20 protein-coding genes are annotated in these 25,666 nt (G+C 62.8%); 2 read left to right on the top strand and 18 right to left on the bottom strand.

Features of this window, described 5'->3' with window-relative positions; genetic code table 11:
• Position 1 precedes the first annotated feature (1 nt).
• From urtE to urtA, 5 genes are all read right to left on the bottom strand, one after another.
• A complete protein-coding gene (urtE, locus tag HX824_RS15590; RefSeq protein WP_003217380.1) occupies positions 2-700 on the bottom strand; it encodes an urea ABC transporter ATP-binding subunit UrtE in 699 nt (232 codons plus the stop codon).
• A 127-nt stretch (positions 701-827) separates the two neighbouring features.
• Positions 828-1,673, bottom strand: coding sequence for an urea ABC transporter ATP-binding protein UrtD (gene urtD, locus HX824_RS15585; RefSeq protein ID WP_087693129.1), 846 nt, complete (start codon positions 1,671-1,673; stop codon positions 828-830).
• Positions 1,670-2,749: an urea ABC transporter permease subunit UrtC gene (urtC, locus tag HX824_RS15580; protein WP_008439056.1), complete on the bottom strand. Its 1,080-nt coding sequence runs from the start codon at positions 2,747-2,749 to the stop codon at positions 1,670-1,672. The genes urtD and urtC overlap by 4 nt, the downstream gene beginning before the upstream one ends.
• Complete coding sequence (urtB, locus tag HX824_RS15575; RefSeq protein WP_003217374.1) at positions 2,749-4,251, bottom strand: urea ABC transporter permease subunit UrtB; 1,503 nt, start codon at positions 4,249-4,251, stop codon at positions 2,749-2,751. Before urtB ends, urtC begins: the two co-directional genes overlap by 1 nt.
• Before the next feature lie 134 nt (positions 4,252-4,385).
• Positions 4,386-5,651, bottom strand: a complete 1,266-nt coding sequence (gene urtA / locus HX824_RS15570; RefSeq protein ID WP_003217372.1) for an urea ABC transporter substrate-binding protein — start codon at positions 5,649-5,651, stop codon at positions 4,386-4,388.
• A gap of 297 nt (positions 5,652-5,948) precedes the next feature.
• Between urtA and HX824_RS15565 the strand changes: the two genes are divergently transcribed.
• The gene (locus HX824_RS15565; RefSeq protein WP_177054788.1) at positions 5,949-11,870 is read left to right on the top strand and encodes a hypothetical protein; all 5,922 of its coding nucleotides are present in this window, start codon (positions 5,949-5,951) and stop codon (positions 11,868-11,870) included.
• Here the strand turns inward: HX824_RS15565 and HX824_RS15560 are convergent.
• The 11 genes from HX824_RS15560 to HX824_RS15510 form a co-directional block, all read right to left on the bottom strand.
• Positions 11,867-12,877 (bottom strand): iron ABC transporter permease, encoded by a 1,011-nt coding sequence (locus HX824_RS15560; protein ID WP_003217368.1) that lies wholly within the window; start codon positions 12,875-12,877, stop codon positions 11,867-11,869. The genes HX824_RS15565 and HX824_RS15560 overlap by 4 nt on opposite strands.
• Complete coding sequence (locus HX824_RS15555; protein ID WP_177054787.1) at positions 12,874-13,821, bottom strand: ABC transporter substrate-binding protein; 948 nt, start codon at positions 13,819-13,821, stop codon at positions 12,874-12,876. The genes HX824_RS15560 and HX824_RS15555 overlap by 4 nt, the downstream gene beginning before the upstream one ends.
• On the bottom strand, positions 13,818-14,606 hold the full coding sequence (locus HX824_RS15550; RefSeq protein WP_177054786.1) for an ABC transporter ATP-binding protein: 789 nt from the start codon (positions 14,604-14,606) through the stop codon (positions 13,818-13,820). The genes HX824_RS15555 and HX824_RS15550 overlap by 4 nt, the downstream gene beginning before the upstream one ends.
• Before the next feature lie 139 nt (positions 14,607-14,745).
• Positions 14,746-16,851 carry a TonB-dependent siderophore receptor gene (locus HX824_RS15545; RefSeq protein WP_177054785.1) on the bottom strand — a complete coding sequence of 702 codons (2,106 nt, stop codon included), beginning with the start codon at positions 16,849-16,851 and terminating at the stop codon, positions 14,746-14,748.
• 152 nt (positions 16,852-17,003) lie between these two features.
• On the bottom strand, positions 17,004-18,386 hold the full coding sequence (locus tag HX824_RS15540; protein WP_177054784.1) for a PepSY domain-containing protein: 1,383 nt from the start codon (positions 18,384-18,386) through the stop codon (positions 17,004-17,006).
• A 115-nt stretch (positions 18,387-18,501) separates the two neighbouring features.
• The gene (locus HX824_RS15535) at positions 18,502-20,574 is read right to left on the bottom strand and encodes a TonB-dependent copper receptor (protein WP_177054783.1); all 2,073 of its coding nucleotides are present in this window, start codon (positions 20,572-20,574) and stop codon (positions 18,502-18,504) included.
• 93 nt (positions 20,575-20,667) lie between these two features.
• Positions 20,668-21,039, bottom strand: coding sequence for a DUF2946 domain-containing protein (locus tag HX824_RS15530; protein ID WP_177054782.1), 372 nt, complete (start codon positions 21,037-21,039; stop codon positions 20,668-20,670).
• Between the two features lie 64 nt (positions 21,040-21,103).
• Complete coding sequence (locus tag HX824_RS15525; RefSeq protein ID WP_076017993.1) at positions 21,104-21,586, bottom strand: copper chaperone PCu(A)C; 483 nt, start codon at positions 21,584-21,586, stop codon at positions 21,104-21,106.
• A gap of 46 nt (positions 21,587-21,632) precedes the next feature.
• Positions 21,633-22,028, bottom strand: coding sequence for a DUF2946 domain-containing protein (locus HX824_RS15520; RefSeq protein ID WP_177054781.1), 396 nt, complete (start codon positions 22,026-22,028; stop codon positions 21,633-21,635).
• Between the two features lie 97 nt (positions 22,029-22,125).
• Entirely contained in the window at positions 22,126-22,413 is a 288-nt protein-coding gene (locus tag HX824_RS15515; protein ID WP_008439033.1) for an addiction module antidote protein, read from the bottom strand.
• Between the two features lie 3 nt (positions 22,414-22,416).
• Positions 22,417-22,719: a type II toxin-antitoxin system RelE/ParE family toxin gene (locus tag HX824_RS15510; protein ID WP_008439032.1), complete on the bottom strand. Its 303-nt coding sequence runs from the start codon at positions 22,717-22,719 to the stop codon at positions 22,417-22,419.
• Positions 22,720-23,363: 644 nt separating this feature from the next.
• Between HX824_RS15510 and HX824_RS15500 the strand changes: the two genes are divergently transcribed.
• Positions 23,364-23,615 carry a DUF6124 family protein gene (locus tag HX824_RS15500; protein ID WP_177054780.1) on the top strand — a complete coding sequence of 84 codons (252 nt, stop codon included), beginning with the start codon at positions 23,364-23,366 and terminating at the stop codon, positions 23,613-23,615.
• A gap of 121 nt (positions 23,616-23,736) precedes the next feature.
• Here HX824_RS15500 and HX824_RS15495 read toward each other — a convergent pair whose 3' ends face one another.
• Both HX824_RS15495 and cbiE read right to left on the bottom strand, forming a co-directional pair.
• A complete protein-coding gene (locus tag HX824_RS15495) occupies positions 23,737-24,456 on the bottom strand; it encodes a cobalt-precorrin-6A reductase (RefSeq protein ID WP_177054779.1) in 720 nt (239 codons plus the stop codon).
• Entirely contained in the window at positions 24,453-25,658 is a 1,206-nt protein-coding gene (gene cbiE / locus HX824_RS15490) for a precorrin-6y C5,15-methyltransferase (decarboxylating) subunit CbiE (protein WP_177054778.1), read from the bottom strand. Before cbiE ends, HX824_RS15495 begins: the two co-directional genes overlap by 4 nt.
• Positions 25,659-25,666 lie beyond the last annotated feature (8 nt).

The raw sequence follows: 25,666 nt of genomic DNA, 5'->3' as shown, positions 1-25,666 counted from the left end.
ATTAGATCGTAACGAGCCCGCGCACACCCTCGCTTTCCATATTTTCTCCACGCCCCTGCTGGACGATTTCGCCCCGGGACATCACCAGGTACTGGTCGGCCAGTTCCGCGGCAAAATCATAGAACTGCTCCACCAGCAGAATCGCCATGTCGCCGCGTGCCGCGAGCTTCTTGATCACCGCGCCGATCTCCTTGATCACCGACGGCTGGATGCCTTCGGTGGGTTCATCGAGGATCAACAGGCGCGGGCGGCTGGCCAGGGCCCGACCGATAGCCAGCTGCTGTTGCTGGCCGCCGGACAAGTCACCACCCCGGCGTTGCTTCATTTGCAGCAGCACCGGGAACAGCTCGTAGATGAAGGCGGGCACTTCCTTGGCTTCGGAGCCGGGGAAGCGTGACAGGCCCATCAGCAGGTTTTCTTCCACTGTCAGGCGGCCAAAAATCTCCCGGCCCTGGGGCACGTAAGCGATACCGGCGTGCACCCGCTGGTGCGGCTTGAAGCCGGTAATGGCGCGGCCTTCCCAGTTCACCGCACCTTCCTTGGCCGGCAGCAAACCCATCAGGCACTTGAGCAAGGTGGTCTTGCCCACGCCGTTGCGGCCCAGCAGGCAGGTGACTTCGCCGACTTTTACCTCAAAGGAAAGCCCGCGCAGGATGTGGCTACCGCCGTAGTACTGGTGCAGCTTGTCGACTTGCAGCATGTTCAGTTCCCCTTAATGATCGTTCCCACGCTCTGCGTGGGAATGCCGCAATGGACGCTCCGCGTCCGCCGTGTGACGCAGAGCGTCACCGGATGCATTCCCACGCGGAGCGTGGGAACGATCAGGTTCAGCGGCCGAGGTAAACCTCGATCACCCGCTCATTTTCCTGCACCTGCTCCAGCGACCCTTCGGCCAGCACGCTGCCCTGGTGCAACACCGTCACGTGGTCGGCAATCGAGCCGACAAAGCCCATGTCGTGTTCCACCACCATCAGCGAATGCTTGCCCGCCAGGCGCTTGAACAGCTCGGCGGTGAACTCGGTTTCGGCATCGGTCATGCCCGCCACCGGTTCATCCAGCAGCAACAGTTGCGGGTCCTGCATCAGCAACATGCCGATTTCCAGGAACTGTTTCTGGCCGTGGGACAGCAAGCCGGCCGGGCGATTGACTGAAGCGGTGAGGCGGATGGTGTCGAGCACTTCGCTGATGCGGTCTTTCTGCTCACCACTCAAGCGCGCCCGCAGGCTGGCCCACACCGATTTGTCGGTCTTCTGCGCCAGCTCCAGGTTTTCAAACACGCTGAGGGCTTCGAATACCGTGGGCTTCTGGAACTTGCGACCGATGCCGGCCTGGGCGATCTGCACTTCGCTCATGCTCGTCAGGTCGAGGGTTTCGCCGAACCAGGCCTTGCCGTGGCTGGGCCGGGTCTTGCCGGTGATCACGTCCATCAGCGTGGTCTTGCCCGCGCCGTTGGGGCCGATGATGCAGCGCAATTCGCCGACGCCGATGTACAGGTTCAAGTCGTTCAATGCCTTGAAGCCGTCGAAGCTGACGCTGATGTCTTCCAGGGTCAGGATCGTGCCGTGGCGGGTGTTCAGGCCTTTGCCGGCAGCCTGGCCGAGGCCGATGGCATCGCGGGCGCTGCCCTGGTCTTTATTGGGTTCAAGGATAGGTTCGAGCATGAAGTGCCTCATTGGTCGCCCCGTTTCTTCAGCAGGCCAATCACACCCTTGGGCAAATACAGGGTGACGATGATGAACAGCGCACCGAGGAAGAACAGCCAATACTCAGGAAACGCCACGGTGAACCAGCTCTTCATGCCGTTGACCACACCGGCGCCCAGCAGCGGGCCGATCAAGGTTCCACGCCCGCCGAGGGCCACCCACACAGCGGCCTCGATGGAGTTGGTCGGCGACATTTCGCTGGGGTTGATGATGCCCACTTGCGGCACATACAACGCGCCCGCCAAACCACACAGCACCGCGCTCAACACCCACACGAACAGCTTGAAGCCACGCGGGTCGTAGCCGCAGAACATCAGGCGATTTTCCGCATCCCGCAGCGCTGTCAGCACCCGGCCGAACTTGCTCTGGGCCAGGCGCCAGCCGATGAACAGGCTCGCCACCAACAACACCACGGTGGCCACAAACAGCGCCGCTCGCGTACCCGGCTCGGTGATGCCAAACCCGAGGATGCTGCGGAAATTGGTAAAGCCGTTATTGCCGCCAAACCCGGTCTCGTTGCGGAAGAACAACAGCATCCCGGCGAAGGTCAGGGCCTGGGTCATGATCGAGAAGTACACGCCCTTGATCCGTGAGCGGAAGGCGAAGAATCCGAACACCAGCGCCAGCAATCCCGGCGCCAACACCACCAGGCACATTGCCCAGAGGAAGTGGCTGGTGCCGGTCCAGTACCACGGCAACTCGGTCCACGACAAAAAGGTCATGAACGCCGGCAGCTCATCGCCGGACGCCTGGCGCATCAGGTACATGCCCATGGCATAACCGCCCAGCGCAAAGAACAGGCCGTGCCCGAGGGACAACATCCCGGCATAACCCCACACCAGGTCCAGCGCCAGGGCGACGATGGCGTAGCACAGAATCTTGCCCACCAACGTCAGGGTATAGGCGGAAACGTGCAGCGGATTTTCCGGTGACAACAGCGAGAACAACGGCAGCGCCAGCAGCAGGATCAGCACCACTGCACCGACCGCGACGGTCACCTTGGGGCCGGCCTTTTGCGCGGCCGTAAGCATTAATGGCTGGTTCATCAGTCGATCACCCGTCCTTTCAGTGCGAAGAGTCCTTGCGGGCGTTTCTGGATGAACAGAATGATCAGCGCGAGGATCAGGATCTTGCCGAGTACGGCACCGATCTGCGGCTCAAGAATCTTGTTGGCTATCCCCAGGCCGAAGGCGGCCATGACACTACCGGCCAACTGGCCGACACCGCCGAGTACCACCACCAGGAACGAGTCGATGATGTAGCTCTGGCCGAGGTCCGGGCCGACGTTGCCGATCTGGCTCAGGGCCACGCCACCGAGGCCCGCTATGCCGGAGCCGAGGCCAAAGGCGAGCATGTCCACGCGTCCGGTGGGCACGCCGCAGCAGGCGGCCATGTTGCGGTTCTGGGTGACGGCCCGCACGTTGAGGCCCAGGCGCGTCTTGTTCAGCAGCAGCCAAGTCAGCACCACCACGAACAGCGCGAAGGCGATGATCACGATGCGGTTGTACGGCAGCACCAGGTTGGGCAGCACCTGGATCCCGCCGGACAGCCACTCGGGGTTGGCCACTTCAACGTTCTGCGCACCGAACACCAGGCGCACCAGTTGGATCAGCATCAGGCTGATGCCCCAGGTGGCGAGCAGGGTTTCCAGCGGGCGGCCGTAGAGGTGACGAATCACCGTGCGCTCCAGGGCCATGCCGATGGCGGCGGTGACAAAAAACGCCACCGGCAGCGCGATCAGCGGGTAGAACTCGATGGCCTGGGGCACGTAGCGCTGCATCAGCAACTGCACCACATAGGTGGAGTAGGCGCCGAGCATCAGCATCTCGCCGTGGGCCATGTTGATCACCCCGAGCAGGCCGAAGGTGATCGCCAGGCCGAGCGCCGCCAGCAGCAGGATCGAGCCCAGGGACATGCCGCTGAAGGCCTGGCCGAGAATCTCGCCCACCATCAGTTTGCGTTTGACCTGGGCCAGGCTGGTCTCGGCGGCGGTGTGCACCGTGGCGTCGGCTTCGACGCCGGGAGCGAGCAAGGCTTCCAGGCGAGTGCGGGCCAGCGGGTCGCCGGTGCCGCCGAGCAAGCGCACGGCGGCCAGGCGCACGGCCGGGTCGGGGTCTACCAGTTGCAGGTTGGCCAGGGCGAGACTGAGGGCTGTGTGTACGTCATCATTGGTTTCGCCGGCGAGTTGCTGGTCGAGGAATTTCAGCTGCGCAGGTTGTGCACTTTTTTGCAGAGTCTGGGCGGCGGCAAGGCGCACCTTGGGGTCGGCAGCGAGCAATTCCTGGCTGGCTTGCACGTTGTCGATCAGGCCGCGCAGGCGGTTGTTCAGGCGTACGGTCTTGGTTTCGCCGTTGACGCTGATCTGGCCTTGTTGCAGGGCGTCCACCAGCTCGATGCGCGCCGGGTCGGGCTGGGCGGCCCAGTCCTGGAGCAGCTTGGCTTGTTGCATCGGGTTGGCGTTGATGAAGTCTTCGGCGTCGCTGGCGTGTGCGGCGAGGGGCAGCAACAGCAGGGCGGCGAGGATGAAGCGGTATAGGGCAGTGGGCATACAAAATGTCCTGATCATGCACGGACAATGTGGGAGCGGGCTTGCTCGCGAAAGCGCTGGCTCAGTTTCGGATGCGTCGACTGACACACCGCTTTCGCGAGCAAGCCCGCTCCCACATTTAGACCGAGTCGGTCTTAGTTGCTCTTGACGGCGTAATCCGGCTTCTTGTCATTCCCCGGAATGTACGGGCTCCATGGCTGCGCCCGAATCGGCTCCTGGGTCTGCCACACCACCGAGAACTGCCCGTCAGACTGGATCTCGCCGATCATCACCGGCTTGTGCAGGTGGTGGTTGGTCTTGTCCATGGTCAGGGTGAAGCCGGACGGCGCGGCAAAGGTCTGCCCGGCCATGGCTTCACGCACTTTGTCGACGTCGGTGGACTTGGCTTTCTCCACCGCCTGCGCCCACATGTGGATGCCCACGTAGGTGGCTTCCATCGGGTCGTTGGTCACGGCTTTGTCCGCGCCCGGCAGGTTGTGGGCCTTGGCGTAGGCTTTCCAGTCAGCGACGAATTTCTTGTTCACCGGGTTCTCCACCGACTGGAAGTAGTTCCAGGCGGCGAGGTTGCCCACCAGCGGCTTGGTGTCGATGCCGCGTAGTTCTTCTTCACCCACGGAGAAGGCGACGACCGGTACGTCGGTAGCCTTCAGGCCCTGGTTGGCCAGCTCTTTGTAGAACGGCACGTTGGAGTCGCCGTTCACGGTGGAGATCACTGCGGTCTTGCCACCGGCCGAGAATTTTTTGATGTTGGCCACGATGGTCTGGTAATCGCTGTGGCCGAACGGGGTGTAGACCTCTTCGATGTCTTTATCCGCTACGCCTTTGGAGTGCAGGAACGAACGCAGGATCTTGTTGGTGGTGCGCGGGTACACGTAGTCGGTGCCCAGCAGGAAGAAGCGCTTGGCGCCGCCGCCTTCTTCGCTCATCAGGTATTCCACCGCCGGGATCGCCTGCTGGTTCGGCGCCGCACCGGTATAGAACACGTTCGGCGACATCTCTTCGCCTTCGTATTGCACCGGGTAGAACAGCAGGCCGTTGAGTTCTTCGAACACCGGCAATACCGATTTGCGCGACACCGAGGTCCAGCAACCGAACACCACGGCGACCTTGTCCTGGGTCAGCAACTGGCGGCCCTTTTCAGCGAACAGCGGCCAGTTGGAAGCCGGGTCCACCACTACCGGTTCGAGCATCTTGCCGTTCACGCCGCCCTTGGCGTTGATCTCGTCGATGGTCATCAGCGCCATGTCTTTGAGCGAGGTCTCGGAGATCGCCATGGTCCCGGACAGCGAGTGCAGGATGCCGACCTTGATGGTCTCGGCGGCCTGTACCGTCCAGGTCATGCCCATCGCGGCGATGGATGCCGACAGTGTGAAAGCCTTGATCAAGCTGCGACGCTTCATTGTGCAATCTCCATGACTTAATGATGTGATGAGGGAGTGATTGCAAAGGCTGTGCCGGGGCGCGCAATCGTGGTGCGCGCGAGCCGTGACCGGGCTGTGGGGGTGGGCGATGCACCAATGCGGCGCCAATCAACGCAGGCTGTGCGTGCAGGCGCACCCTGATGGTGCCTGGCGCCCCGAGCCTTAACTATCTAATGCCTGCGTCCAGCCAAACCCTTGAAAGTGAAGCCTGCCTGGTGCCCCCGGCAACCCAGGGGCAGCGCCAGTTTTCTTAACTTCACTCAAGTGACGATGAACATGGACAGTACTCACATTCAAGACGATCAAGCGGCGAGCACGCGCAGGCCGGTTCCCCATCTGGGGCCGGCGTTCGTTACCGATCACGATGCCGCCCATTGGGCGCATCAACAGATCGGCAACCGGCGCGAGACGGTATTTGGCGGGCTGGTTTTCAAGCGTGATGACGGGATGTACCTGCCAAGCGTGCCGGTGGCCGGCACCGCCACTGCATTCGATTTCCAGAGCGACCTGCTCAAGGTCGATGCCAACAGGAATTTCCTGGCGTACGAGGGCCACAGCGTTCACGCCCTGTACAGTTCGCGCGGCGAGGATGGCACCCGACGCTCCGCGCAGATACAGCACTGGACAGGCGCGCAGCGCCGCCTGGATCGCAGCTTTTTCCCCATCAATATCCTGCGCATCATCATCCAGGTGCGCATGCTGTGCACCCGTTACTACCTGTCCGGGTTCTATGGCTCGCTCATCCAGTATGAAAGCAGCGGCTCTGCGACTGAGGCCAGCTTCTTGAACACGTTGATGGCGGCCAAGCCTGCGGCCGATTTCGACGACTACATCGCCTTTATCAATGAGACGGCCAGGGCCGGCTACCTGCGGGTCATCGTTGCCAACGCCGAGCTGGGTGGAAAGCCTGGCCAACTGCTGGCGCCGTGGACCCTCAATCAAACCCTGTCGCAAATCGGGCAGGACGCACTGGCGCCTCTCGCCAGCCAAGTCAGCCGCCGGTGGCAGGACGCGGTGCGATCAGTCTTGCCGCCGCTGGGGTTTGCACGGCAGGAGAGTCTCTTTGGCTACCTGTACAAAAGCGCGTCGAACCAGTACGTGGCCGAATTTCCGTCGGATGAACTCAAGGCGGCGTTTGCGCTGACCAGTGGCAAGTTGTCACTGCCAAAAGTGCACAAGGCGGACAGTGAGTTTTTGACCTTCGGTATTTACTGCTCCCTATCACCGCAAGCGAAACCGACCGTGGCGAAAGAGTCGTGGCTGGCGGAAAACTTCTTCACGGCTTCCGCGTTGGCTGCCGTGGTGGCGATGGCGGGGACCGACGACCTGGGCTTGCACTTTTACTTGCGCGCCAACGACGGCGCGCTGCTGATGTACCACTGCACCGGCTCGCAGGCGCAGTCCCAGCTGTTCGCCAATCGCGGCGCGGATCTCGACGGACGCTTGAAGGACGCTACCTTGAGCCCTTCCGAGTTTGTCCGGCAAGTGGCTGCCGTGGGCACGCTGACGGTGGTTGAGCCCGGACGGGTATGGGACAAGGCCGGAGTGGTAGGACCGCAATGGAGGGCCTTCGCGAAAGTCCATGCGTCGCTGAGCCCTGCCTTCGTCACTGCCGATGATGTCGCACGCTACCTGCATTACAAGGTGGGTTCACCCCACGGCTCTTTTCTCCAGGCTTACATCTTCAAGCGCAGCGATGGGCTGTTTGTGGCCTCCAGGCTGTCAGACCCTGACAGGTGGCTGTCGTTGTGGGGCGGGGCATTGCCCACCGACAACGCTCTGACGCGGGTCGAGCTTGAAGGGCACCAAATGGTTGGCGAGTTCAATCGACCTGTCTACGACCTGGCTGAGGTGCGTGCCAACTATCCTCAAAAAACCTCGCGACAGCTGGCGTTCCTGGTCAGTACACCGTCGACTCAAGCGATCGACATGACGCTGGTTTTTTCCGATCAGATCAAGGTGCTTTACACCAGCGGAACAAACGGTACGTTGATCAAATACGCTGTCAGCGGCTCTCGGGCCGAGCGTGAATTCGGCGAGTACCTGGCACAAGTTGAACGCGATGGCCAGGGTGTGGCCCGCGTACAAGGGTTTGACGGCACGCGTGAAGGGCTGATCAAAGAGCTGGTAAAACTCGGTGAGTTGACGGTGCTGCTGGCGGATGAGACCTGGTACAACGTCCAGGGCCGGGTCCCGGCCACCTGGGAACCCGAAACGCCTTTCGCCGCCGCAGCCCCCATTGATACGCCGCTGAGCTGGGTTTTCACTGACCTGGCAACCGCCGCCCGTTATGCCCATGACCGTATGCAGGCAACGGCGGATGGCCGGCGAGTCGGTTGCATCCTCAAGCACTCGAGTGCAGAGCAGTATGTGGTCAGCGAGCCTTGCGCACCGATACCCGCCGGCGAAACCCTTTTCGTGTTGGCGAATGTTTTTGGCAATGCCAGCCTGCCGCCAGGCTTCGCCCTGCGTGGCTGGTACTGCCGCAGCGCACCGGACGCCACCGGCATCGGCGCCGAACCCTGGTTGTACGAGGGCTTTATCGACACCACGGATTTTGCCCAGGGGATTGCCGCGCTGCGCATCCACCCCGAGAGCAATCTGGCCTTCTACCTCAGCACGGCGGACGGCGCTCAGTTGGCCTATGACGCATCCGGCTCGGCCGAGGAAAGCCAGCTCTACCAGGTGCTGCCCGATGGCCGGGTGACGGACAACGGGCTGGGGGATGAACTGCGGGCCGCCACCGTGACGCCCCACGAGATGATCCAAAAGGTCGCCGCCGCCGGGGCGCTGTCGGTGTTGCAACCGGGCACGTTGTGGGATGTGGCGGGGCTGGTCGCCGACACCTGGCGACCTTACGCACTGGCACCCCGCCCGCAACTGAGCCGCGGGTTTCTCCAGGTAGAAGACGCGGCACGCTACGCCCACGGGCAAATCGGCAGCTGGCGTGAGGGCGAATACTGCGGCTATATCCTGCAGCGCCCGGACGGTCTCTACGTGGCCACTGAGCCATTGCCGGCCAGCGACGCCGGGCGCTTTGCCCTGGGCGTTGTCTACCCCCAGGACGTCAAGGGCCGCTCACTGCTCCCGCCCGGTCACATGCTGAAGGCCGTGTACGGTTCCAGCCGCGGGGTTTCGTTGCTGGAACCCGAGCGCCTGCAGCGCCCGGGCTGGTCGCGGGACGATGCCTGCCTGGAGGCGCAGATGTTCAGCGCCCTGGACGTGCACACGCTGATCCGCAATCGCCAACAGGTGTCCGTGGCCTACCTGTCGGGCGCCGAAGATTGTTTGCTGGCGTATGACCTGATCGACTCTGCCGCCCAGGCGAACCTGTTCAAGGCGCTCGACCCCTTGCCCCATCGCAGCCCAACGGCCCTCAACCTGGCCAGCGGCACGCTGACGGCGCGGGAGTGGATCAGCCAGGTGGCGGCGGCCGGCAGCGTGCGGGTGGTGCAGGCCAACCCGTTGTGGGGCGCGCCGGGGCTGATCGCCGAACACTGGCGGCCACGCCTGCCGATACCCCGGCGCGAACGTCCGGAGCAGATTGCCTATGGCCCGGTCTGCGCCAGTGCCGCTGACGCGGCTCGGGCACTGCACACGCGCCTGGACCATGAAGCACCGACGCAAACCGGTTTCGGTTTCATGCTCAAGCATCGCGATCAGGACGCCTTTGTCTGCTCCGAGCTTGTACCCGCCTGGGATAGGGCCGGGCTGTTCGCCTTGAGCGCCGTGTTTGCCGTGGATGACGAAGGCGAGTTCATCTACCCCGCGGGTTATCAACTGCACGCCTTGGTTTACCGGCGCAACTGGATGCCACAGGGGCTGACCACCGCCGAACACTGGCTGGCGCAGCATTTTATTTCGGCCGGGGATCTGGCCAGTGCCACCGTCGAGGCCAAGCGCCAACGGGAGACAGGCGCACTGACGGGCTTGCCGGTGTTTATCTCGACACTGGACCAGGCGCTGCTGCAGGTACAAACGCCGGTGGCATCGACGCTGTTCAACCCGGTGCGTCAGCCGTCGGGGGTCTATGAAGACGTGCAGACCTTGATGGCCAGCGGGCAGCTCTCGGCGGTCGGGTTTGTCAACGAAGTGGCGAAGTTGAGCTGGTTGAGCGTTTTGGTGCCGAGCGAATGCTGGGCGTTGGCGGGTAAGCTGGATGTCAGCCAGGCCCCATGGACCGCCTTCGCCAACTTTATGCGTCGCCCATTGAGCCCGCTGTTCAGCAACCAGGCCGATGCGGTGCGTTACGTCCAGCAACAGTTGGGCACACAGCGCGACACGCTGCAAGGCGGGCTGGTGTTGCAGCGCAACGGCAAGTTTGTCGCGACCCTGGCGGTGCCGGTGTTGAGTGAAGACTTCGACCCGAACGTCATCCTGCCGGGCCTGGACGTCAGCCAGGCGCTGCTGGCCCCTGGTTGGAAAATGGTCGCGCGCTACCGGTCACGTGTCGCCCGGGTGCTGGAGTTCTGGTTACCCTCTGAAGAAAACGCGGTGTATCAAAACCTGTTCTCGACCAAAGTACTGGAGACCGCCCTGAAGTCGGGTCACCTGTGGACCCACGAATACCTGCTGACGCCCGACGGCTCACTCATCGGTTTCAGTACCCAGGACGCCGAGCGCAGCTTGCTGGATTCGGCCCGGCGCAACGAAGCGACGCAGTTGCTCAGCCACCTGGAAACCTCCCTGGCCCCCAACAGCCTGGCGCTGCACGACCCTTACAGCAATGCCGTCGAGCAGCAGATGCGCAGCGGCCGCAAGACCCCCACCGAGCTGGTCAATCAGCTGGCGCGGGTGGGGACTTTGCAAGTACTGGAGGGCGGCCCGTTGTGGGGCACTGCCCAGCGTGTGCTGCCGGGCTGGATGCCCGGCCTGGCCTACGTTGCACCGCAGGCGGCGGTCCATGCCGTGGCGGATCGGCAGCTGGGCCCGGTGTTCAAGCATGCTGACGACGCGGCACGCCATGGTCATCAATACGCCCAGGGGCGCGCCGATTTGAGCTTTGGCGTGATTCTCAAGTCCTCCGACAATGGGCATTTTGTCGCCTGTGCGCCGGTCAAGGGCGACGACCTGGGCTTTGCCCTCGACCGGGCGTTCCTGCGCGGGCAGTTGCCGAGCGGGTACAGCCTGCAAGGCCTGTATCTGAGGCTGCCGCAGCGCGCTGCGCCCGAGTTGCCTCAGGCCGAAGGCTACGCGCAACTGATGGCTCCGGCCGTGGTGCTGGCGGCGCTGAGCTTTTTGCGGGTGGCACAGAGTGAGCGGTTCCTGGCGTTGCATGTGTCGTGTGCCGACGGCTCACTGTTTCGGTATCAGGCGGTGAGGATCGACCCGGACTGGGATTCCAGCCGCCGGCAGGCGGCGTATCTGAAACACCTCAACAGTCGTGGCAGCATCGACAGCCATGTGTTGAAACTGGTGGAGTCCGGCGAGCTGCGGGTACTCGACAGCAGCCCGTTCTGGGATGCCTTGTTGCCCCGGATAAAGCGCCTGGCCACGACACTGGCAGTGCGCGATACCCGCATGGCCCTGGGCCCGTTGTGCGCCCACCCGGACGATGCCGCGCGCCAGGTATGGCAACAGGTTGTGCCGCTGGAGCACCAGGCGCGGCTGGGCGCGGTGCTGGGCAACGGCGACAGCGACACCTTCATCGCCGTGCAACCGGTGGCAGACCCGGGCCCCTCGGTGGCCGTGGGACTGCGGCCGGACACACCGGCCTACAAGGCATTGTTCGAAGGCATCATGAACCTCGGCTACCCCAGCACATCGACCCGCTACCCGGCGGGCTACAAGGTGATGGGCGTCCAGCAGTTGTTCAAGCTCGACACCGAGCGCCAGCATCTGGCGGATCGCTACGAAGAAGGCCTGGCCCACAACTTCATTGCCCAGAAGGAAATTCGCGGGTTCATCGAGATGCTGCGCCAGGACAAGATCGCGGGGGCGCGTTACTACTTCACCCCGGTGCACGGCGCGTTGATTGTCTATGAGCCCAGCTATCACGCGGACGAAAGCCAGTTGCTGCGCGATGACTGGATCGACGAAGACACGGGTGTGGTGAAGGTCAAGCCCAGCGAGGTGATCCGCCGGTTGGCGACCTCGGGCAAGCTGACCATCCTGGAAACCGATCGCTTCTGGCAACCCCGCAGCCAGGTGGCGCGGCGCTTGTTGCATGCATTCAAGCAGGCCGACCAGGGGGGTTAACGCCGCCGCATCAGCCCGATAAAAAACAGCCCGCCAATGGCCGCCGTGGCCACGCCGATGGGCAGGTCTTCGGGGGCAATCATTGTGCGGGCCGCCACATCCACCCACACCAGGAACACACTGCCCAACAGCACGCACACCGGCAGCAAACGCCGGTGTTCGGCACCTACAAGGCGCCGGGCAATGTGCGGCACCATCAGCCCGACAAAGCCGATGGAGCCGCTGATGGACACCAGCACGCCGGTCATCAGCGAGGCGATCAGGAACACCTTGAGCCGCACATTGCGCGCGTTCAGGCCCAGGGTCACGGCGGTCTGTTCGCCGGCCATCAGCGCGTTCAACGGGCGAGCCATCCCCAGCAGCAACACCAGCCCCAGCAACACCGTGGCGAAGGGAATGGCCAGCAGTTCCCAGCGCGCCAACCCGAGGCCGCCGAGCATCCAGAACATCACCGCCGAGGCCGCGCGATGGTCGCCCATGAACAGCAGCAAATTCGCCACCGCCATCATCACGAACGACACCGCCACCCCGCACAGCAGCAGGCGGTCACTCTCCAGCCGACCGTTGCGACTGGCCACCGCCAGCACCACGATCATGCTCAGCAACGCACCGATGAACGCCGCGATGGGCAGGGTCAGCAAGCCGATCACTTCACCCACATGCAGCACCACGATCACCGCACCGAGGGTGGCGCCGGAAGTCACGCCCAGCAGGTGCGGATCCGCCAGCGGGTTGCGTGTGACGGCCTGCAACACCGCACCGATCAACGCCAGCCCGGCGCCCACCAGGGCACCGAGCAACATGCGCGGCACGCGGATCAGCCACACGATATGTTCCTGCCCCGCGCTCCAGTCCACCTCGCCAACGCCGAAGGCTTTATGCAGCAGGATCCGCCACACCACGTCCACCGGTACCCGCGCCGAGCCGAACCCCAGCGAGACCACGCACGAGATCAGCAACAACGCGCCGAGGGCACTCAGCAGCAGGGCATAGCGACGGGTGATCATTCGTCGTGAAACCCCTTGGCCAGGGTTTCAACCGCCAGCACGTTGTCGATGCCCGGCGTGGCTTGCACGTAGGGGATGACGATAAAGCGTTGGTTCTTGATCGCGTCCACCGATTGCAGCGCCGGGTTGTTCAGCAGGAACTGCTCTTTTTGATCGGCGGTGACTTCGCTGTAGTCGACGATCACGATGACCTGCGGGTTGCGTTCCACCACGGTTTCCCAGTTGACCCGGGTCCAGCTGGCGTCCACGTCATCGAGAATGTTGCGCCCACCGGCGGCGTCGATCAGCGCCTGGGGCATGCCCAGGCGGCCGGAGGTCATGGCGCGGTCTTCGCCGCTGTCGTAGAGGAACACGCGAGGCTTGTCGGCCGGCAGGTTTTCCTGCACTTGGGCGACCTGTGCCTGCATCTGCGCGATCAGTGCACTGGCGCGGTCCTGCACGTCGAAGATCTTGCCCAGGTTGCGCAGGTCGTTATAGGTGTCTTCCAGGGTGGCCGCCGGGCGCTTCATCACGAAGGCACAGGACTCCGTCAGCTCATAGACGTTGATGCCCAACGGTTGCAGGGTTTGCGGGGTGAGGTCGCCACCGACGCGCATGCCGTAGTCCCAGCCGGCGAAGAAGAAGTCGACGTTGGCATTGAGCAGGGTTTCCACCGACGGGTATTTGCTCGCCAGTTCCGGCAGGCCGTCGAGGATCTGCGCCATTTCCGGCGTCACGGACTTCCAGCCGGTTACGCCGCTGTAGCCGGCCATGTGCGACTTGAGGCCCAGGGCAAGCATCATCTGGGTCATGTTGATGTCGTGGCTGACCGCGTGTTTCGGCGCCTCGGCGAAGGTCACTTCGCGGTTGCAGCTCTGGATTTTCAGCGGGTAATGGGTCGCTTCGGCGAACGCTTGAGCTGTGCCGAGCAGCAACGCGAGAGACAACAGGGAGCGCAGGATCATGGTTGGGTTATCCAGGTAATTCGGGGGTAGCCGGACAAGGGGTGAGTGTCGATCAATGCTTCAACGCCGAACACTTCGCGCAGTAATTCGGCGGTCAGCACTTGGTGAGGTGTGCCGCTGGCGACGATGCGCCCGTGGTTGATCACGTATAGCCGATCACAGAACGCGGCGGCCAGGTTCAGGTCGTGAATGCTGGCGAGGGTGCCGATGTTCAGGCGCTTGACCAGTTGCAGCAATTGCAACTGGTAGCGCGGGTCGAGGTGGTTGGTCGGTTCGTCGAGGATCAGCAGTTGCGGTTGCTGGGCCAGGGCGCGGGCGAGGATCACCCGCTGCTTTTCTCCGCCCGAGAGGGTGGCGAAGGCGTGGTCTTCAAAGCCCAGCAGGCCGACGGATTCGAGGGCCTGGCGGATCAGGTTCTGGTCTTCAAGCGTATCGCTGTCGAACAGGCCCTTGTGCGGTGTGCGGCCCATGGCGACCACTTCATCCACCCGCAGGCCGAAGGCGTCGGGAAACTCCTGGAGCACCACGGCAATGCGTTGCGCGCACCACTTCGAGGATTGCTTCCAGACGTTCTGGTGTTCCAGCAGCACCTCACCGTCAGCCGGTTTGCTGAACCGATAGGCGCAGCGCAGCAGGCTGGTCTTGCCGCTGCCGTTGGGCCCGATCAGCCCGACGAACTCACCGGCGTTCACGTGCAGGCTGGCGTCACGCAGTTGGAACTGGTGATGACAGTGCTCGTGGCCTGGTGGGGTCCAGGCGAGGGCGGTGAGGTTGAGTGAGGTCATCTTTACTCTCAGGTCCAACACAGGACAAATGTGGGAGCGGGCTTGCTCGCGAAAGCGGTGGATCAGTAACAGATACAGTGCCTGACACACCGCATTCGCGAGCAAGCCCGCTCCCACATTTGGACAGTGTTGCGTTCAGTTAGAAGGTGTAGTCCGCCGTCACGAAGAACGAGCGCGGCTCGCCCAGGATCCATTGCTGGCCGTCGTTGTATTGGCTGACGGCGTAAGTGCGGTCGAACAGGTTATTCAATTGCAGGCCCAATGTCGTGTTGCGCATGGCTTTCCATGAAACGCTGGCGTCGACCACGGTGTAGCTCGGCACTTCGCTGGTGTTGGCGGTGTTGGCGAAACGCGAGTCTACATAACGCACGCCCGCACCGGCACGCACGTCGTCAGTGATTGCCTTGCTCAGCCACAGGTTGGCGGTGCGACGCGGCACGTCGGTGGGGCGGTTGCCGTCGCGGGACACGGACTGGCCGTTGACCACTTCGGAGAAGTCGTCGTACTGCGCCCGCACGATCGCAGCGTTGGCTTGCAGTTGCCAGGCATTGGGCAGTTGCAGGTCGAGGCTGGCTTCCAGGCCGTTGGAGGATTGCTGGCCGACTTGTTCCTTGAGGGTGGTGCCTGGAACGCTCACCAACAGTTTCTTTTTGACGATGTGGTAGGCCGCCAGGGTCCATTCACCACGGGAATCCCAGAACGCCTGCTTGAGGCCGATCTCGGTTTGCTTGGCGGTGGACAGGCCGAACTGCTGCTGGCTCGGGCTCAGGGTGATCAGGCTGCCAACGCCGTCAGTGCTGGTGGCGTACTGGCCGTAGACCGAGGTGTCCGGGGTGATCGCGTAGACCAGGCCAGCTTTCCAGTTGTTGCCGGTAAAGGTCTTGTTGGCGTCGCTGCCATCCACCAGGGAGTCACTGTCGATGTGCAGGTAATCGCGGCGCACGCCGGTGATCAGTGACAGTTGATCAGTCAGTTGCAGGCGGTTTTCGGCGAACGCGGCCAGCTGTTTGGTGGTGCTGACGGACTGCGGGACGAAGGGGCTGGCGCTTTCAAACGGCTGCGGTACCGGGTGGTGGATGTCCACCGGTTGGCCGGCGCTCGTCAGGTCATCGAACGGCGAGTTGCTGGCCAGGCGGAAGCGAATGCGGTTGTACTCCACCCCCGTCACCGTCTGGCTGTCGAGGCCGAACAGCGTGTGCTTGAAAGTGAAGGTCTGGCGGTCGCCCACCTGTTCCTGGTTGTGCTTGATGCCCAGGTAGCTCTGGCGCACCAGGCCGCCGTCGACGTAGTTGTAGCTCTCGGCGTTCTGCCAGCGCCGCTGGTTTTTCAGGTAGGACAGTTCGTTGGTGGCGGTGACGTTGTCGTTGATCTGCCACTCGCTGGTCAGGCGCGTCCACTGGTCGTTGTAGTGCTGGATATCGTTGCTGACGTTGTAGTTCTTGTCCCGCAGGCCCTTGTGCAACTGGCCGTTGATCAGCGGTGTGCCGTAGTCGTTTTGCGGGGTCTGGTCGCCGTAGTCGGAGGCCAGGGTGAAGCTCAGGTTATCCGCCGCCTGCCAGCGCAGGGCACCGCTGACGAAGTCGCTGCCGGACTCGCCGCGGTCGATGAAACCGTTGCTGCGCAGGCGGTTGATGTTCAGGCGATAGCTCAGGGTGTCGGTCAGCGAGCCGCCGCTGTCGAGGGCTTGCTGCTGGCGGTCATAAGAACCGTAGCCCAGGCGGATATGGTTTTCGATCTCGCCCTCGAAGGGTTTCTTCGCGATGGTGTTGATCACCGCGCCGGTGGCGCCCTGGCCGTACATCACCGAGGCCGGGCCGCGCAGTACGTCCACCCGCTCAACGGACCAGGTGTCCACCGGGAAGGTGGAAGTGCCCGCGCCATCGAACATGCGCGCGCCGTCGTACAACTGCAGCACCGAGCTCTGGCCGGTGAACCCGCGTGCCGACAACGAGGTACCACCGTCGCCCGGCGTGCCGGTGCGGCTGATGCCGGTGGCCCGGGAAATCGCGTCCTGCACCGTGGCATCGCCCCGTGCGCGAATCTGCTCGCCGGTCTGGCTTTCAACGCTGCCCGGGGTTTGCAGGGCCGTGAGGTTCAGGCGTGAACCTGCCGTGGTCGGGGTGTTCAGGTCGACGCGCTCGTCGTCGACGGCGGGGGCTGAGACGGCACTGGCGGGAAGCGTCAGGGCCTGGGCAGTGTTTTGAAGGGCGAGCAGGCACAGGCCGGACGCAAGGTACTTGTTCATCGGACGATAAATCGCTTCTTCGAGGCGGTACTCGCCGCTGGGCGCGGCGAGTGGGGGAACGCATTAAGTGTTACAACATAACACTTTGTGCGGCGTGGGCGAAAGCCCGCGTAAGACTACATAACGCCTCTAGGTAGGGCATCTCGTCTGTTTCACGCTGAACCTGAGGCAGATTCACGTTGGCCAAACCACCGTGAAAGCACCAGGCGATCCAGTGCCCAGACCACGATCAGCGAGGCGCCCACCAGCGGAAAGACAATCGCCAGCCCGAGCATGATTACCATCGCGGTTTTCCATTTCGGCAGGTCATGGCGCAACGGTGGAACCCCCAGGCTGCCCTGTGGCCGACGCTTCCACCAGATCACCACACCGCTGACGGCGCTGAGCAGGATCATCAGGCAAATCAGCAGCACGATGATCTGATTGACCACGCCAAACATCTTGCCTTCGTGCAGCATCACGCCCGATTCGGTAACCCGCGCCACGCTGTTGTAGTGCTCCCAGCGCACATCGGCCAGGACCTTGCCGGTGTATTGGTCCACATGCAGGGTGGCGTCATTGCGCGGGTCGTTGGCGAACACCGCGAGGGTGAACACGCCTTCGGCAGTGGTGGGGAAGGTGATGCTGTAGCCGGGCTCGACCTTGCGTGAGTTGGCGAGGTCGACCACCTGTTGCAGGCGGATACTCGGGGCTGCCGGGCCCTGGCTCATGCCGGCGTGCTTCATGTGCTCGGCATGCTCGCCAGACATCGGCATCGGCGTGTTTTCCATGGCCCACGGCACGGTTTGTTGGCTCGCGGTGTTGAGGCTGCGGGCCTGCTGGTCGGACTGCGGCACGTTGTTCCACATGGCCGCCGGGAATTTATTCCACAGGTCGGCGTATTGCTTGCCCCAGAAGCCGGTCCAGGTCATGCCGCTGAGCAGCATCACCAGCAGGAACGCCGCGCCCCAGAAACCGGCGACCGCGTGCAAATCGCGCCAGAACAAGCGGCCGCGACTGCCCAGCCGCGGCCACAGAATGCCCGCCGCCGACTTGCCTCGCGGCCACCACAGATACACGCCCGAAATCACCAGCATCACACCCCAGCCGGCGGCCAGTTCCACCAGGCGATCGCCGACGGTGCCGATCATCAACTCACCATGCAGCGCGCGGGCGATGGCTTGCAGGTTGTACTTGGCGTCCTGTTCGCCGAGCACGGTGCCGCGATACGGGTCGACGAATACAGTCACTTCGCGCCCGTCGTTGTGCATCACGAATTGCGCGCTGCTGGTGGCGTCGGCAGGTGGCAGGTACTTGCTGATCTTGCCTTGTGGATAGGCAGCCTGGGCACGTTGCAGTTGCTCGTCGGCACTCAGCGCGTGTTCGGCGCTTTGCACGGTCAGCAGGTTGCCGTACATCAGCGGGTCGAGTTGGGGTTTGAACAGGTAGATGATGCCGGTCAGGGCCAGCAGCACCATGAACGGCGCGACAAACAGCCCGGCGTAGAAATGCCAGCGCCAGGCCAGGTTGTAGAAGGAAATCTTCGGTGGGTTCATCAGGGTGCTCCGCAAAGGCTTGGATTTTTGTGTTATCGAGGACGTCATCGCGGGCAAGCCCGCTCCCACAGGGGAATGCATTGCAACTGTGGGAGCGGGCTTGCCTGCGATGCGCTTAGAAGCTCATGTCCACCTTGGTCCAGAGCGTGCGCCCCGGTTCCTTGATGGCTTGCGGGTCATTGGCCGGGTAGCCGAACCCGGCGTTGCCGGCCAGGTTCAAGTGCTCGGCGTACGCCTTGCCGAACAGGTTGTCGACGCCGGTGCTGACCTTGAAATTCTTGTTGATGCGATACGCCGCGTTCAGCGAGAACACGCCAAACCCCGAGCTTTTGTCGAAGTCCTTGCCCACCACGTTGCCCTTGTTCTGGTCGATGCGGTTTTGCGCAGCGACCACCCGCCACAAGGCGCCGGCGCTCCAGTCGTCCTGGCTGTAGGTGAGCCCGAAGCGCGCATCCAGCGGCGGGATCTGCGGCAGCGGTTTGCCGTCGCTGGTGTTCTTGCCCCAGGCGTAGGCGAAGGTGGCATCGGCCTTCCAGTTGGCGGTCAGCTTGTAGGCTGCGCCCAATTCACCGCCCATGATTCGCGCGTCCACATTGCGCGCCCGGGAGGTGGTGCCCATCATTCCCGGCTGGTAGTCGAACAGGATGAAATCACGCACCTGGCCGACGTAGCCCGAGGCCCAGGCATCGAGATCGGCGGATTTGTATTGCAGGCCAAAATCCAGCTGGGTGGTTTTTTCAGGCTTCACACCGTCGAAGGCATTCACGGAACCGACCGACCCGGTGTCGGGAGAAAACAGCTCCCAGTAATCAGGGAAACGCTCCGAATGCCCAAGCCCTGCGTACAGGGTGGCAGGGCTGTCCGCCAGATCGTGCTCGTAGCGCACAAAGCCCGACGGCAGCGTATCGGCGCGGGTTTTACCGGCGGTGGGGTTGGGGCTGCTCATCATCCCGGAGCTGATGGTTTGCCGGAAATCCTTGGCCGAGGCGCGGTCGACGCGGGCGCCGGTGATCAGGCGGTCGCGGTCGGCGGCATACCAGGTCAGTTCGCCGAACACCCCGTAGTTGTGGAAGTTGGCGTCCTTGCTGCGGGGCAGGTCCTTGTAGGTGTCGACGCCCATGGCGCTGCGTTCGCGGTGTTCGTTGGTTTGTGCGTCAATGCCGCTGATCAACTGCACATCGGCCCAGCGCCAGGTGGCCTTGATGCGGGCGCCGAGGGTGCGGCGGTCGACGTTGGCCGCCATGGGACCGGCCATCATCCCGGTGCCCGACGGGACGCGCAGGGTGTAGTTGTCCATCACGTGGTCGGCGTAGTTGTAGTAGACCTGCGCTTCGACCTTATCCAGCACCTCGCCGATGTTCGATTTCTCGAAGCGCAATCCGAGGCTCTCGCGCAAAAACTGCGAACCGTCCATGCCACGCCCGGCGTAGCGGGCTTCGCCATCGCCACGGCCGGCGGTGAGTTCCAGCAGGGTGTCGGCGTCCGGGGTCCAGCCCACGGCCACGTCGCCGTTCCACTTGTCGTAGCGCGAGGCGACGGTGTCGTTGTTGCCGTCCTTGTAGTCATCGGCGTGGGCCTGGTTGCCGATCACCCGCACATAACCCAGCGGCCCGCCGGCTGCTGCGTCGACGACTTTGTCGAAACGCCCGTTGGAGCCCGCCAGGATGCTGGCGTTGACCCGCGTGCCCAGCTCGCCGAATTGCTCGGGCTCGCGCTCGAACAGGACCGTGCCGGCTGAAGCACCCGGGCCCCAGAGCACGGTTTGCGGGCCCTTGATCACCGTCAGCTTGTCGTAGGTTTCCGGTGAGATATAGGAGGTGGGCGCGTCCATCCGGCCGGGGCAGGCGCCGAGCATCATGCTGCCGTTGGTGAGGATGTTCAGGCGTGAGCCGAACATGCCCCGCAGCACCGGGTCGCCGTTGGTGCCGCCGTTGCGCACCAGGGCGAAGCCGGGGATGGTCTTGAGGTAGTCGCCGCCATCGCTGGCGGGCACTGGTTGGCGCGGGTCTTTCGGGTTGGTGACGACGGTCAGTGGTGAGCTGGGGGCAATGGCGGTGATCACCGTCGGGCTCAGTTCGTTCTGGTCGGCAGGCTCGTCGGCGTGGACCTGAGGAACCAGCAGCGCGCCACACAGAACGGCGAAAACGGGAGTACATCCCAAACGGGTGTCAGCAGAAAACCTGGACATGAAAAATTCCATCATTCATTCGTAAACAACACGGCCAGCAGCCTGCGGCTGTCTGTCTAAAGTCGGCCGGGGTGAAGTAACGGTGTGAAGTGCTTACGTGATGATGGGCGGGGCACGGCTGCGGGCACCGGGGAACACGGTTTGCCGGGCATGGCCCAGGCGTGGGGCGGGGGTCAGGGCGTTGGCGGGCGGCGGGCTGCCGAGGGTGACAAACGACACGCTGCCAGGCAGCGCCGGGCAACTGAAGAGCAGGCTGCAATAGCCGCACTTTTCCCAGAGCACGTGGTGTTCGTCGGGTGCTTTGTGGTGATCGGTCGCAGGCTTGGCGTCGCCATGGCAGCTCGGCGCGTCCATGGACATTTCCATCGACATGCCGGCGTGATGATCCATCGGCATCGCTTGGGAAATCAGCGGACCGATAAAGATCATCAGCATGGCGAACAGGCTGATCCAGCTGCCGCGCATAAGGCCTACAGGCTTACGGCGGTGCGGGGACAACCTGGCGCGTGGGGCGCCCATCAAGGTTTATCTATTGGGCGTGCATGTGTTCGTGGCCGGCCATGGGCGGCTGCTTCTGCACTGACACTTCCACCTTCACTGGCCCGGCCTTTTCAAAGTTCAGGGTCAGCGGAAAATGCTGGCCGTCGCGCAAAACGCTGCGGTCCTTCAGGTCCAGCAGCATCACGTGGTAGGCCATGGGCGCGAACGTCAGGTCACCTTTGGCCGGCACCGCGACGCTGGTCACCTGCTGCATCTTCATCAGATCGCCCTGCATCACATGCTCATGCAGTTCGGCCTTGGCGGCCACGGGCGTGTCGACGCTGAGCAAGCGATCCGCATGCTCGCCCTGGTTATGAATCACGAAATACGCCGCGACGGTCGGCGCATTGGGCGGCAGTTCCTGGGACCAGGGTTCGCTGACCACCAGTTCGCCGACCTTGAAGTCTTCGGCATTGGCAGCAGCACACACCGGCAGCAACAACGCAGCCAGAAGCAGGGAAGATTTGAGCATGGCAGTTCTCCAGAACGGTTCTAAACGCAGTTCACTTGCGAAGAAATCAGACCGTTGGAGAGGCGCGGGGGTTAAGGCTCGGCCATTGCTGGCGCGGGGTGGGGGATTGCAATGACGGCGGCGGCAGGTCTTGCACCGCGTCGAATCTTGCGAAATACAGTGTTGGTGAATGCCCCGGCAACGCCACTAATGGCGCCGAGCCCGAGCAGCACCAGCAATGCTGCATGGTGGAGTGATCGTCTTGCTGCGGCGCCGGAATCTCCAGCTTGCCCAGGGCAATGGCCGTCAGCTTGTTGGCATTGGAGGAGCAGAAACTGCCCCACAGCAGTTGCTTGACCGGGTCATCCGCCTGCTGCATCGCACCCGCCAGCGGCATGGCAAACGCATTGAACAGCACTGCAAAGCAGGCGATCCAGGCAATTGCAAAGCGTTGACGGGCCATGGCGGACAATCCGTAGGGTTAAGCGATCAGGTGGGTATTTAGCCTGATCGGGGAGGATAAGTAAAAAGGGGCGGTGTGGTTTGGTGTCGCAGTGCTATCAACCAGCTGTGGCGTGCAGCTTCAGGCCGAGCGCTTTCATGACCTTCATGATAGTCGCGAACTCGGGATTGCCAGTGCTGGAGAGGGCTTTATATAAACTTTCGCGTCCGAGGCCTGCGTCGCGGGCTACTTGAGTCATGCCTTGGGCGCGGGCGATGTTGTTGAGGGCTGAACGAATAAGCAGTCCGTCACCGGCATCCTCCTCGAAGCACGCTTCAAGATACTCGGCCATATCTTCAGGAGTCTTGAGGTGTTCCGCTATGTCGAAGTCTGTAAATTCAGTCATGGCTTACTCCTTTTTTTCAAAGTCTGCTGCAATTTGCTTAGCGCGCTGGATATCGCGTTTCTGCGTTGATTTATCGCCGCCTATCAACAACAGGTAAACCACCTCCTCTCTACGAGTGAAATAAACCCGGTATCCAGGACCGTAGTGGATGCGCATTTCCGAAACGCCATTTCCTACTGTCTCACAGTCTCCGAAGTTGCCTGATTGTGCGTTATTCAACCTTGCCAGTACGCGTGCACGGGCCGGTTTATTGTTTAACGAATCAAGCCACTCCAGGAAATGCTTGGATTTCTTGAAGTGAATCATCTTGGATCGTATTCCTTGGGATACAGAATGACAAGTCACGATGCTCCGCAAAAGCAGTGCATCCCCATCGCAGACTCTGGTGCAAAACTGCGGGAGGGGAGCTTAGGGCGAGGGCTTTTGGCTGAACCAGCCGGCTGGTTCGGAGGGGGGTGTAAGGCGAATCAGTTTTTAAAGCGAGGTTGTCAAAAGGATGTCGATGATTGAGGCGCTTTCCTACGAGGTCATTGCACCTTGCGATACAGGCGACTCGGTCTTCCTGCTGGAACGAGGTGATGCTATCGCAGGCAAGCCAGCTCCCACAGTTTGGATTGTGTTCGATTCGAATGTGGAGGCCCTCCACAGAAATTTCCGACAGTGATTGGCGGTTGTCTCTAGGAAACTCAATCTCTAGTCTCCGAACACCACTGCAAACTCAGTGGTCGGGCGTCGCGGCCCGGATTTCTTCAGACGCAAAAGCGTCATCGTGTCCTTTCAGTTGGCGCTTTTTTATCGTCTACTGTGCGGCGCTATGGTGGCTGTGCGCGGGATACCTTCGGGTATGCCGGTGTTCTGGAGAGCCGGTCCGCGAACCCGCGTTCAGCTACCACCCCCATCGCATCGCGGCGATCAGTGGTAGCTCCTTTGTACTTCTCCGGAGCTTCACAATGATTAAACCTACCCCCAATCCCCCTTTTCGGCTGTTCACCGTAGCCGACGGAATCAGCACCGAAGACCTGTTGGTCAACCTCATTGAAACACTCGCCTCGGCCAACGCGCTGAGTTGCGACTTGGCGTTTAGCCTGGAAGAATCGAAGCGAGAGGAGTTGTTGGGCGTCGCTCAGTTGATCGAGCTGGCGGAGTTACTGGCTGATCGGGTGCACGATGCAGCCGGACAGACGGCTGCCGCGCGGAGCTAACAGCGCGACGCAGGTTAGTGTGGGAGCTGGCTTGCCTGCGATAGCATCGCCGCGGTGTATCTGAATGACCGTGTCGTTTGCATCGCAGGCAAGCCAGCTCCCACCTTTGTTTCGTGTTGCGTCATACAGACTGGAATGCTTCCAGTACCGAGTTGACTGTCGTGAATGCCCTATCCACCTGCGCCAACACCGGCCGCCTCAACACCAACACCGGCACCCTCCGCTCCCGCGCCACTTCCAGCTTCGGCTCGGTAGCCGTACTGCCGCTGTTCTTGCTGATCAGCACATCAATCTGCCGCCGCTCAAACAGCGCCCGTTCATCCTCGATCAAAAACGGCCCACGGGCGCCGATCACTTCGCAGCGCTCATTGCCGGGGTACACATCCAGTGCGCGCAGCGTCCAGAACTGCTCGGCGGGGATTTCGTCGAGGTGCTGCAACGGTTCACGGCCCAGCGTGAACAGTGGTCGCTTGAAGGGTTTCAGGGCTTCAATCAACTCCGCCCAGTCACCGACTTCGCGCCAGTCATCATCCGCCTGTGGCTGCCAAGCCGGGCGGCGCAGGGCCCAGCAGGGAATGCCACACACACCTGCGGCACGGGCGGCGTTGGCGCTGATCTGCGCGGCATACGGATGGGTCGCGTCCAGCACCAGCTCGATACCTTCATCGCGAATGAACTGCGCCAAACCTTCCGCGCCGCCATAGCCACCGACGCGCACCTGGCACGTAAGGTCGGTGGGAACGCGGCCAACACCCGCCAGGCTGTAGATATGTTCGGGCCCCAGTGTGCGGGCGATGGCCAGGGCTTCCGTCACGCCGCCCAACAGCAGGATGCGTTTCATAGCGGCTTGATCACTTCCAGCAGGGTGATCGGCAGCGCCTGGCGCCAGGTATCAAAGTCCCCCAGCGGTTGGGCCTGGGCCACATGAATGCGGGTCAGTTCGCCGCCGTGTTGTTCGCGCCAGGCCATCAGGGTCATTTCACTTTGCAGGGTCACGGCGTTGGCTACCAGCCGGCCGCCCGGGCGCAGGTGTTGCCAGCAAGTGTCGAGCACGCCGTCGCGGGTGACGCCGCCGCCGATGAAGATGGCGTCGGGCGCTTCCAGCCCGTTCAGGGCGTGGGGCGCGGTGCCGCGAATCAGTTGCAGGCCGGGTACGCCAAGGGCATCACGGTTATGTTCGATCAACAGTTGCCGGCCTTCATCGGCCTCGATGGCCAGGGCGCGGCAACTGGGGTGGGCGCGCATCCATTCGATCCCGATGGAGCCGCTGCCCGCGCCCACGTCCCACAGCAGTTCACCGGGCATCGGCGCGAGGCGGGCGAGGGTCATGGCGCGCACGTCGCGCTTGGTCAGTTGGCCGTCGTGCCTGAAGGCCGAGTCCGGCAGCCCTGCCAGGCGTGACAGGCGCGCTGTGTTGGCGTCGGCCACGCAGTCGATGGCCAGCAGATTCAACGCGGCAATCGGTTCGCCAGGCCAATCCCGGGCGATGCCGTCGATGCGCCGCTCATCCGGCCCGCCGAGGTGTTCAAACACACTCAGGCGACTTGCGCCAAACCCGCGCTCGGCCAATTGTGTGGCAATCGCCGCCGGGCTCTGGCCGTCATTGCTCAGCACCAGCAAACGCACGCCGCTGGCCAGATGCGCATTCAGCGCCGCCATCGGCCGGGCAACCACCGACAGCGTCACTACCTCTTGCAACGGCCAGCCCAGACGCGCCGCCGCCAGGGACACGGAAGAGGGCGCCGGCAGAATCAGCAGCTCATCGGCCGGCACCTGCCGCGCCAGGCTCGCACCCACGCCATAGAACATCGGGTCGCCGCTGGCCAGCACGCACACCGCTTCACCACGCCTGGCCAGCACCGGCTCCAGGGAAAACGGGCTGGGCCACACCTGGCGTTCGCCACGGATGCACACCGGCAACAAGTCCAGCTGGCGTTGCCCGCCAATAATGCGCGAGGCGCGCAACAGGGCGTGCCGGGCGTTTCTGCCCAGGCCCTTGAAGCCGTCTTTACCGATGCCTACTACCGTCAGCCAGGGCGACATATGAATTC

Source organism: Pseudomonas sp. D4002 (assembly GCF_013385665.1).
Classification (GTDB): domain Bacteria; phylum Pseudomonadota; class Gammaproteobacteria; order Pseudomonadales; family Pseudomonadaceae; genus Aquipseudomonas.
This window is presented reverse-complemented; position numbering and strand designations above follow the sequence as displayed.

Bases quoted from the DNA above. Each gene is read 5' to 3' on its own strand.
- HX824_RS15510 (WP_008439032.1), bottom strand. From the start codon at position 22,719: ATGATTCACTTCAAGAAATCCAAGCATTTCCTGGAGTGGCTTGATTCG.
- urtE (WP_003217380.1), bottom strand. From the start codon at position 700: ATGCTGCAAGTCGACAAGCTGCACCAGTACTACGGCGGTAGCCACATC.
- HX824_RS15495 (WP_177054779.1), bottom strand. From the start codon at position 24,456: ATGAAACGCATCCTGCTGTTGGGCGGCGTGACGGAAGCCCTGGCCATC.
- urtC (WP_008439056.1), bottom strand. From the start codon at position 2,749: ATGAACCAGCCATTAATGCTTACGGCCGCGCAAAAGGCCGGCCCCAAG.
- HX824_RS15540 (WP_177054784.1), bottom strand. From the start codon at position 18,386: ATGAACCCACCGAAGATTTCCTTCTACAACCTGGCCTGGCGCTGGCAT.
- HX824_RS15530 (WP_177054782.1), bottom strand. From the start codon at position 21,039: ATGCGCGGCAGCTGGATCAGCCTGTTCGCCATGCTGATGATCTTTATC.
- HX824_RS15565 (WP_177054788.1), top strand. From the start codon at position 5,949: ATGGACAGTACTCACATTCAAGACGATCAAGCGGCGAGCACGCGCAGG.
- cbiE (WP_177054778.1), bottom strand. From the start codon at position 25,658: ATGTCGCCCTGGCTGACGGTAGTAGGCATCGGTAAAGACGGCTTCAAG.
- HX824_RS15555 (WP_177054787.1), bottom strand. From the start codon at position 13,821: ATGATCCTGCGCTCCCTGTTGTCTCTCGCGTTGCTGCTCGGCACAGCT.
- HX824_RS15520 (WP_177054781.1), bottom strand. From the start codon at position 22,028: ATGGCCCGTCAACGCTTTGCAATTGCCTGGATCGCCTGCTTTGCAGTG.
- HX824_RS15525 (WP_076017993.1), bottom strand. From the start codon at position 21,586: ATGCTCAAATCTTCCCTGCTTCTGGCTGCGTTGTTGCTGCCGGTGTGT.
- urtB (WP_003217374.1), bottom strand. From the start codon at position 4,251: ATGCCCACTGCCCTATACCGCTTCATCCTCGCCGCCCTGCTGTTGCTG.
- urtD (WP_087693129.1), bottom strand. From the start codon at position 1,673: ATGAGGCACTTCATGCTCGAACCTATCCTTGAACCCAATAAAGACCAG.
- HX824_RS15545 (WP_177054785.1), bottom strand. From the start codon at position 16,851: ATGAACAAGTACCTTGCGTCCGGCCTGTGCCTGCTCGCCCTTCAAAAC.
- HX824_RS15515 (WP_008439033.1), bottom strand. From the start codon at position 22,413: ATGACTGAATTTACAGACTTCGACATAGCGGAACACCTCAAGACTCCT.
- HX824_RS15500 (WP_177054780.1), top strand. From the start codon at position 23,364: ATGATTAAACCTACCCCCAATCCCCCTTTTCGGCTGTTCACCGTAGCC.
- HX824_RS15550 (WP_177054786.1), bottom strand. From the start codon at position 14,606: ATGACCTCACTCAACCTCACCGCCCTCGCCTGGACCCCACCAGGCCAC.
- urtA (WP_003217372.1), bottom strand. From the start codon at position 5,651: ATGAAGCGTCGCAGCTTGATCAAGGCTTTCACACTGTCGGCATCCATC.
- HX824_RS15535 (WP_177054783.1), bottom strand. From the start codon at position 20,574: ATGTCCAGGTTTTCTGCTGACACCCGTTTGGGATGTACTCCCGTTTTC.
- HX824_RS15560 (WP_003217368.1), bottom strand. From the start codon at position 12,877: ATGATCACCCGTCGCTATGCCCTGCTGCTGAGTGCCCTCGGCGCGTTG.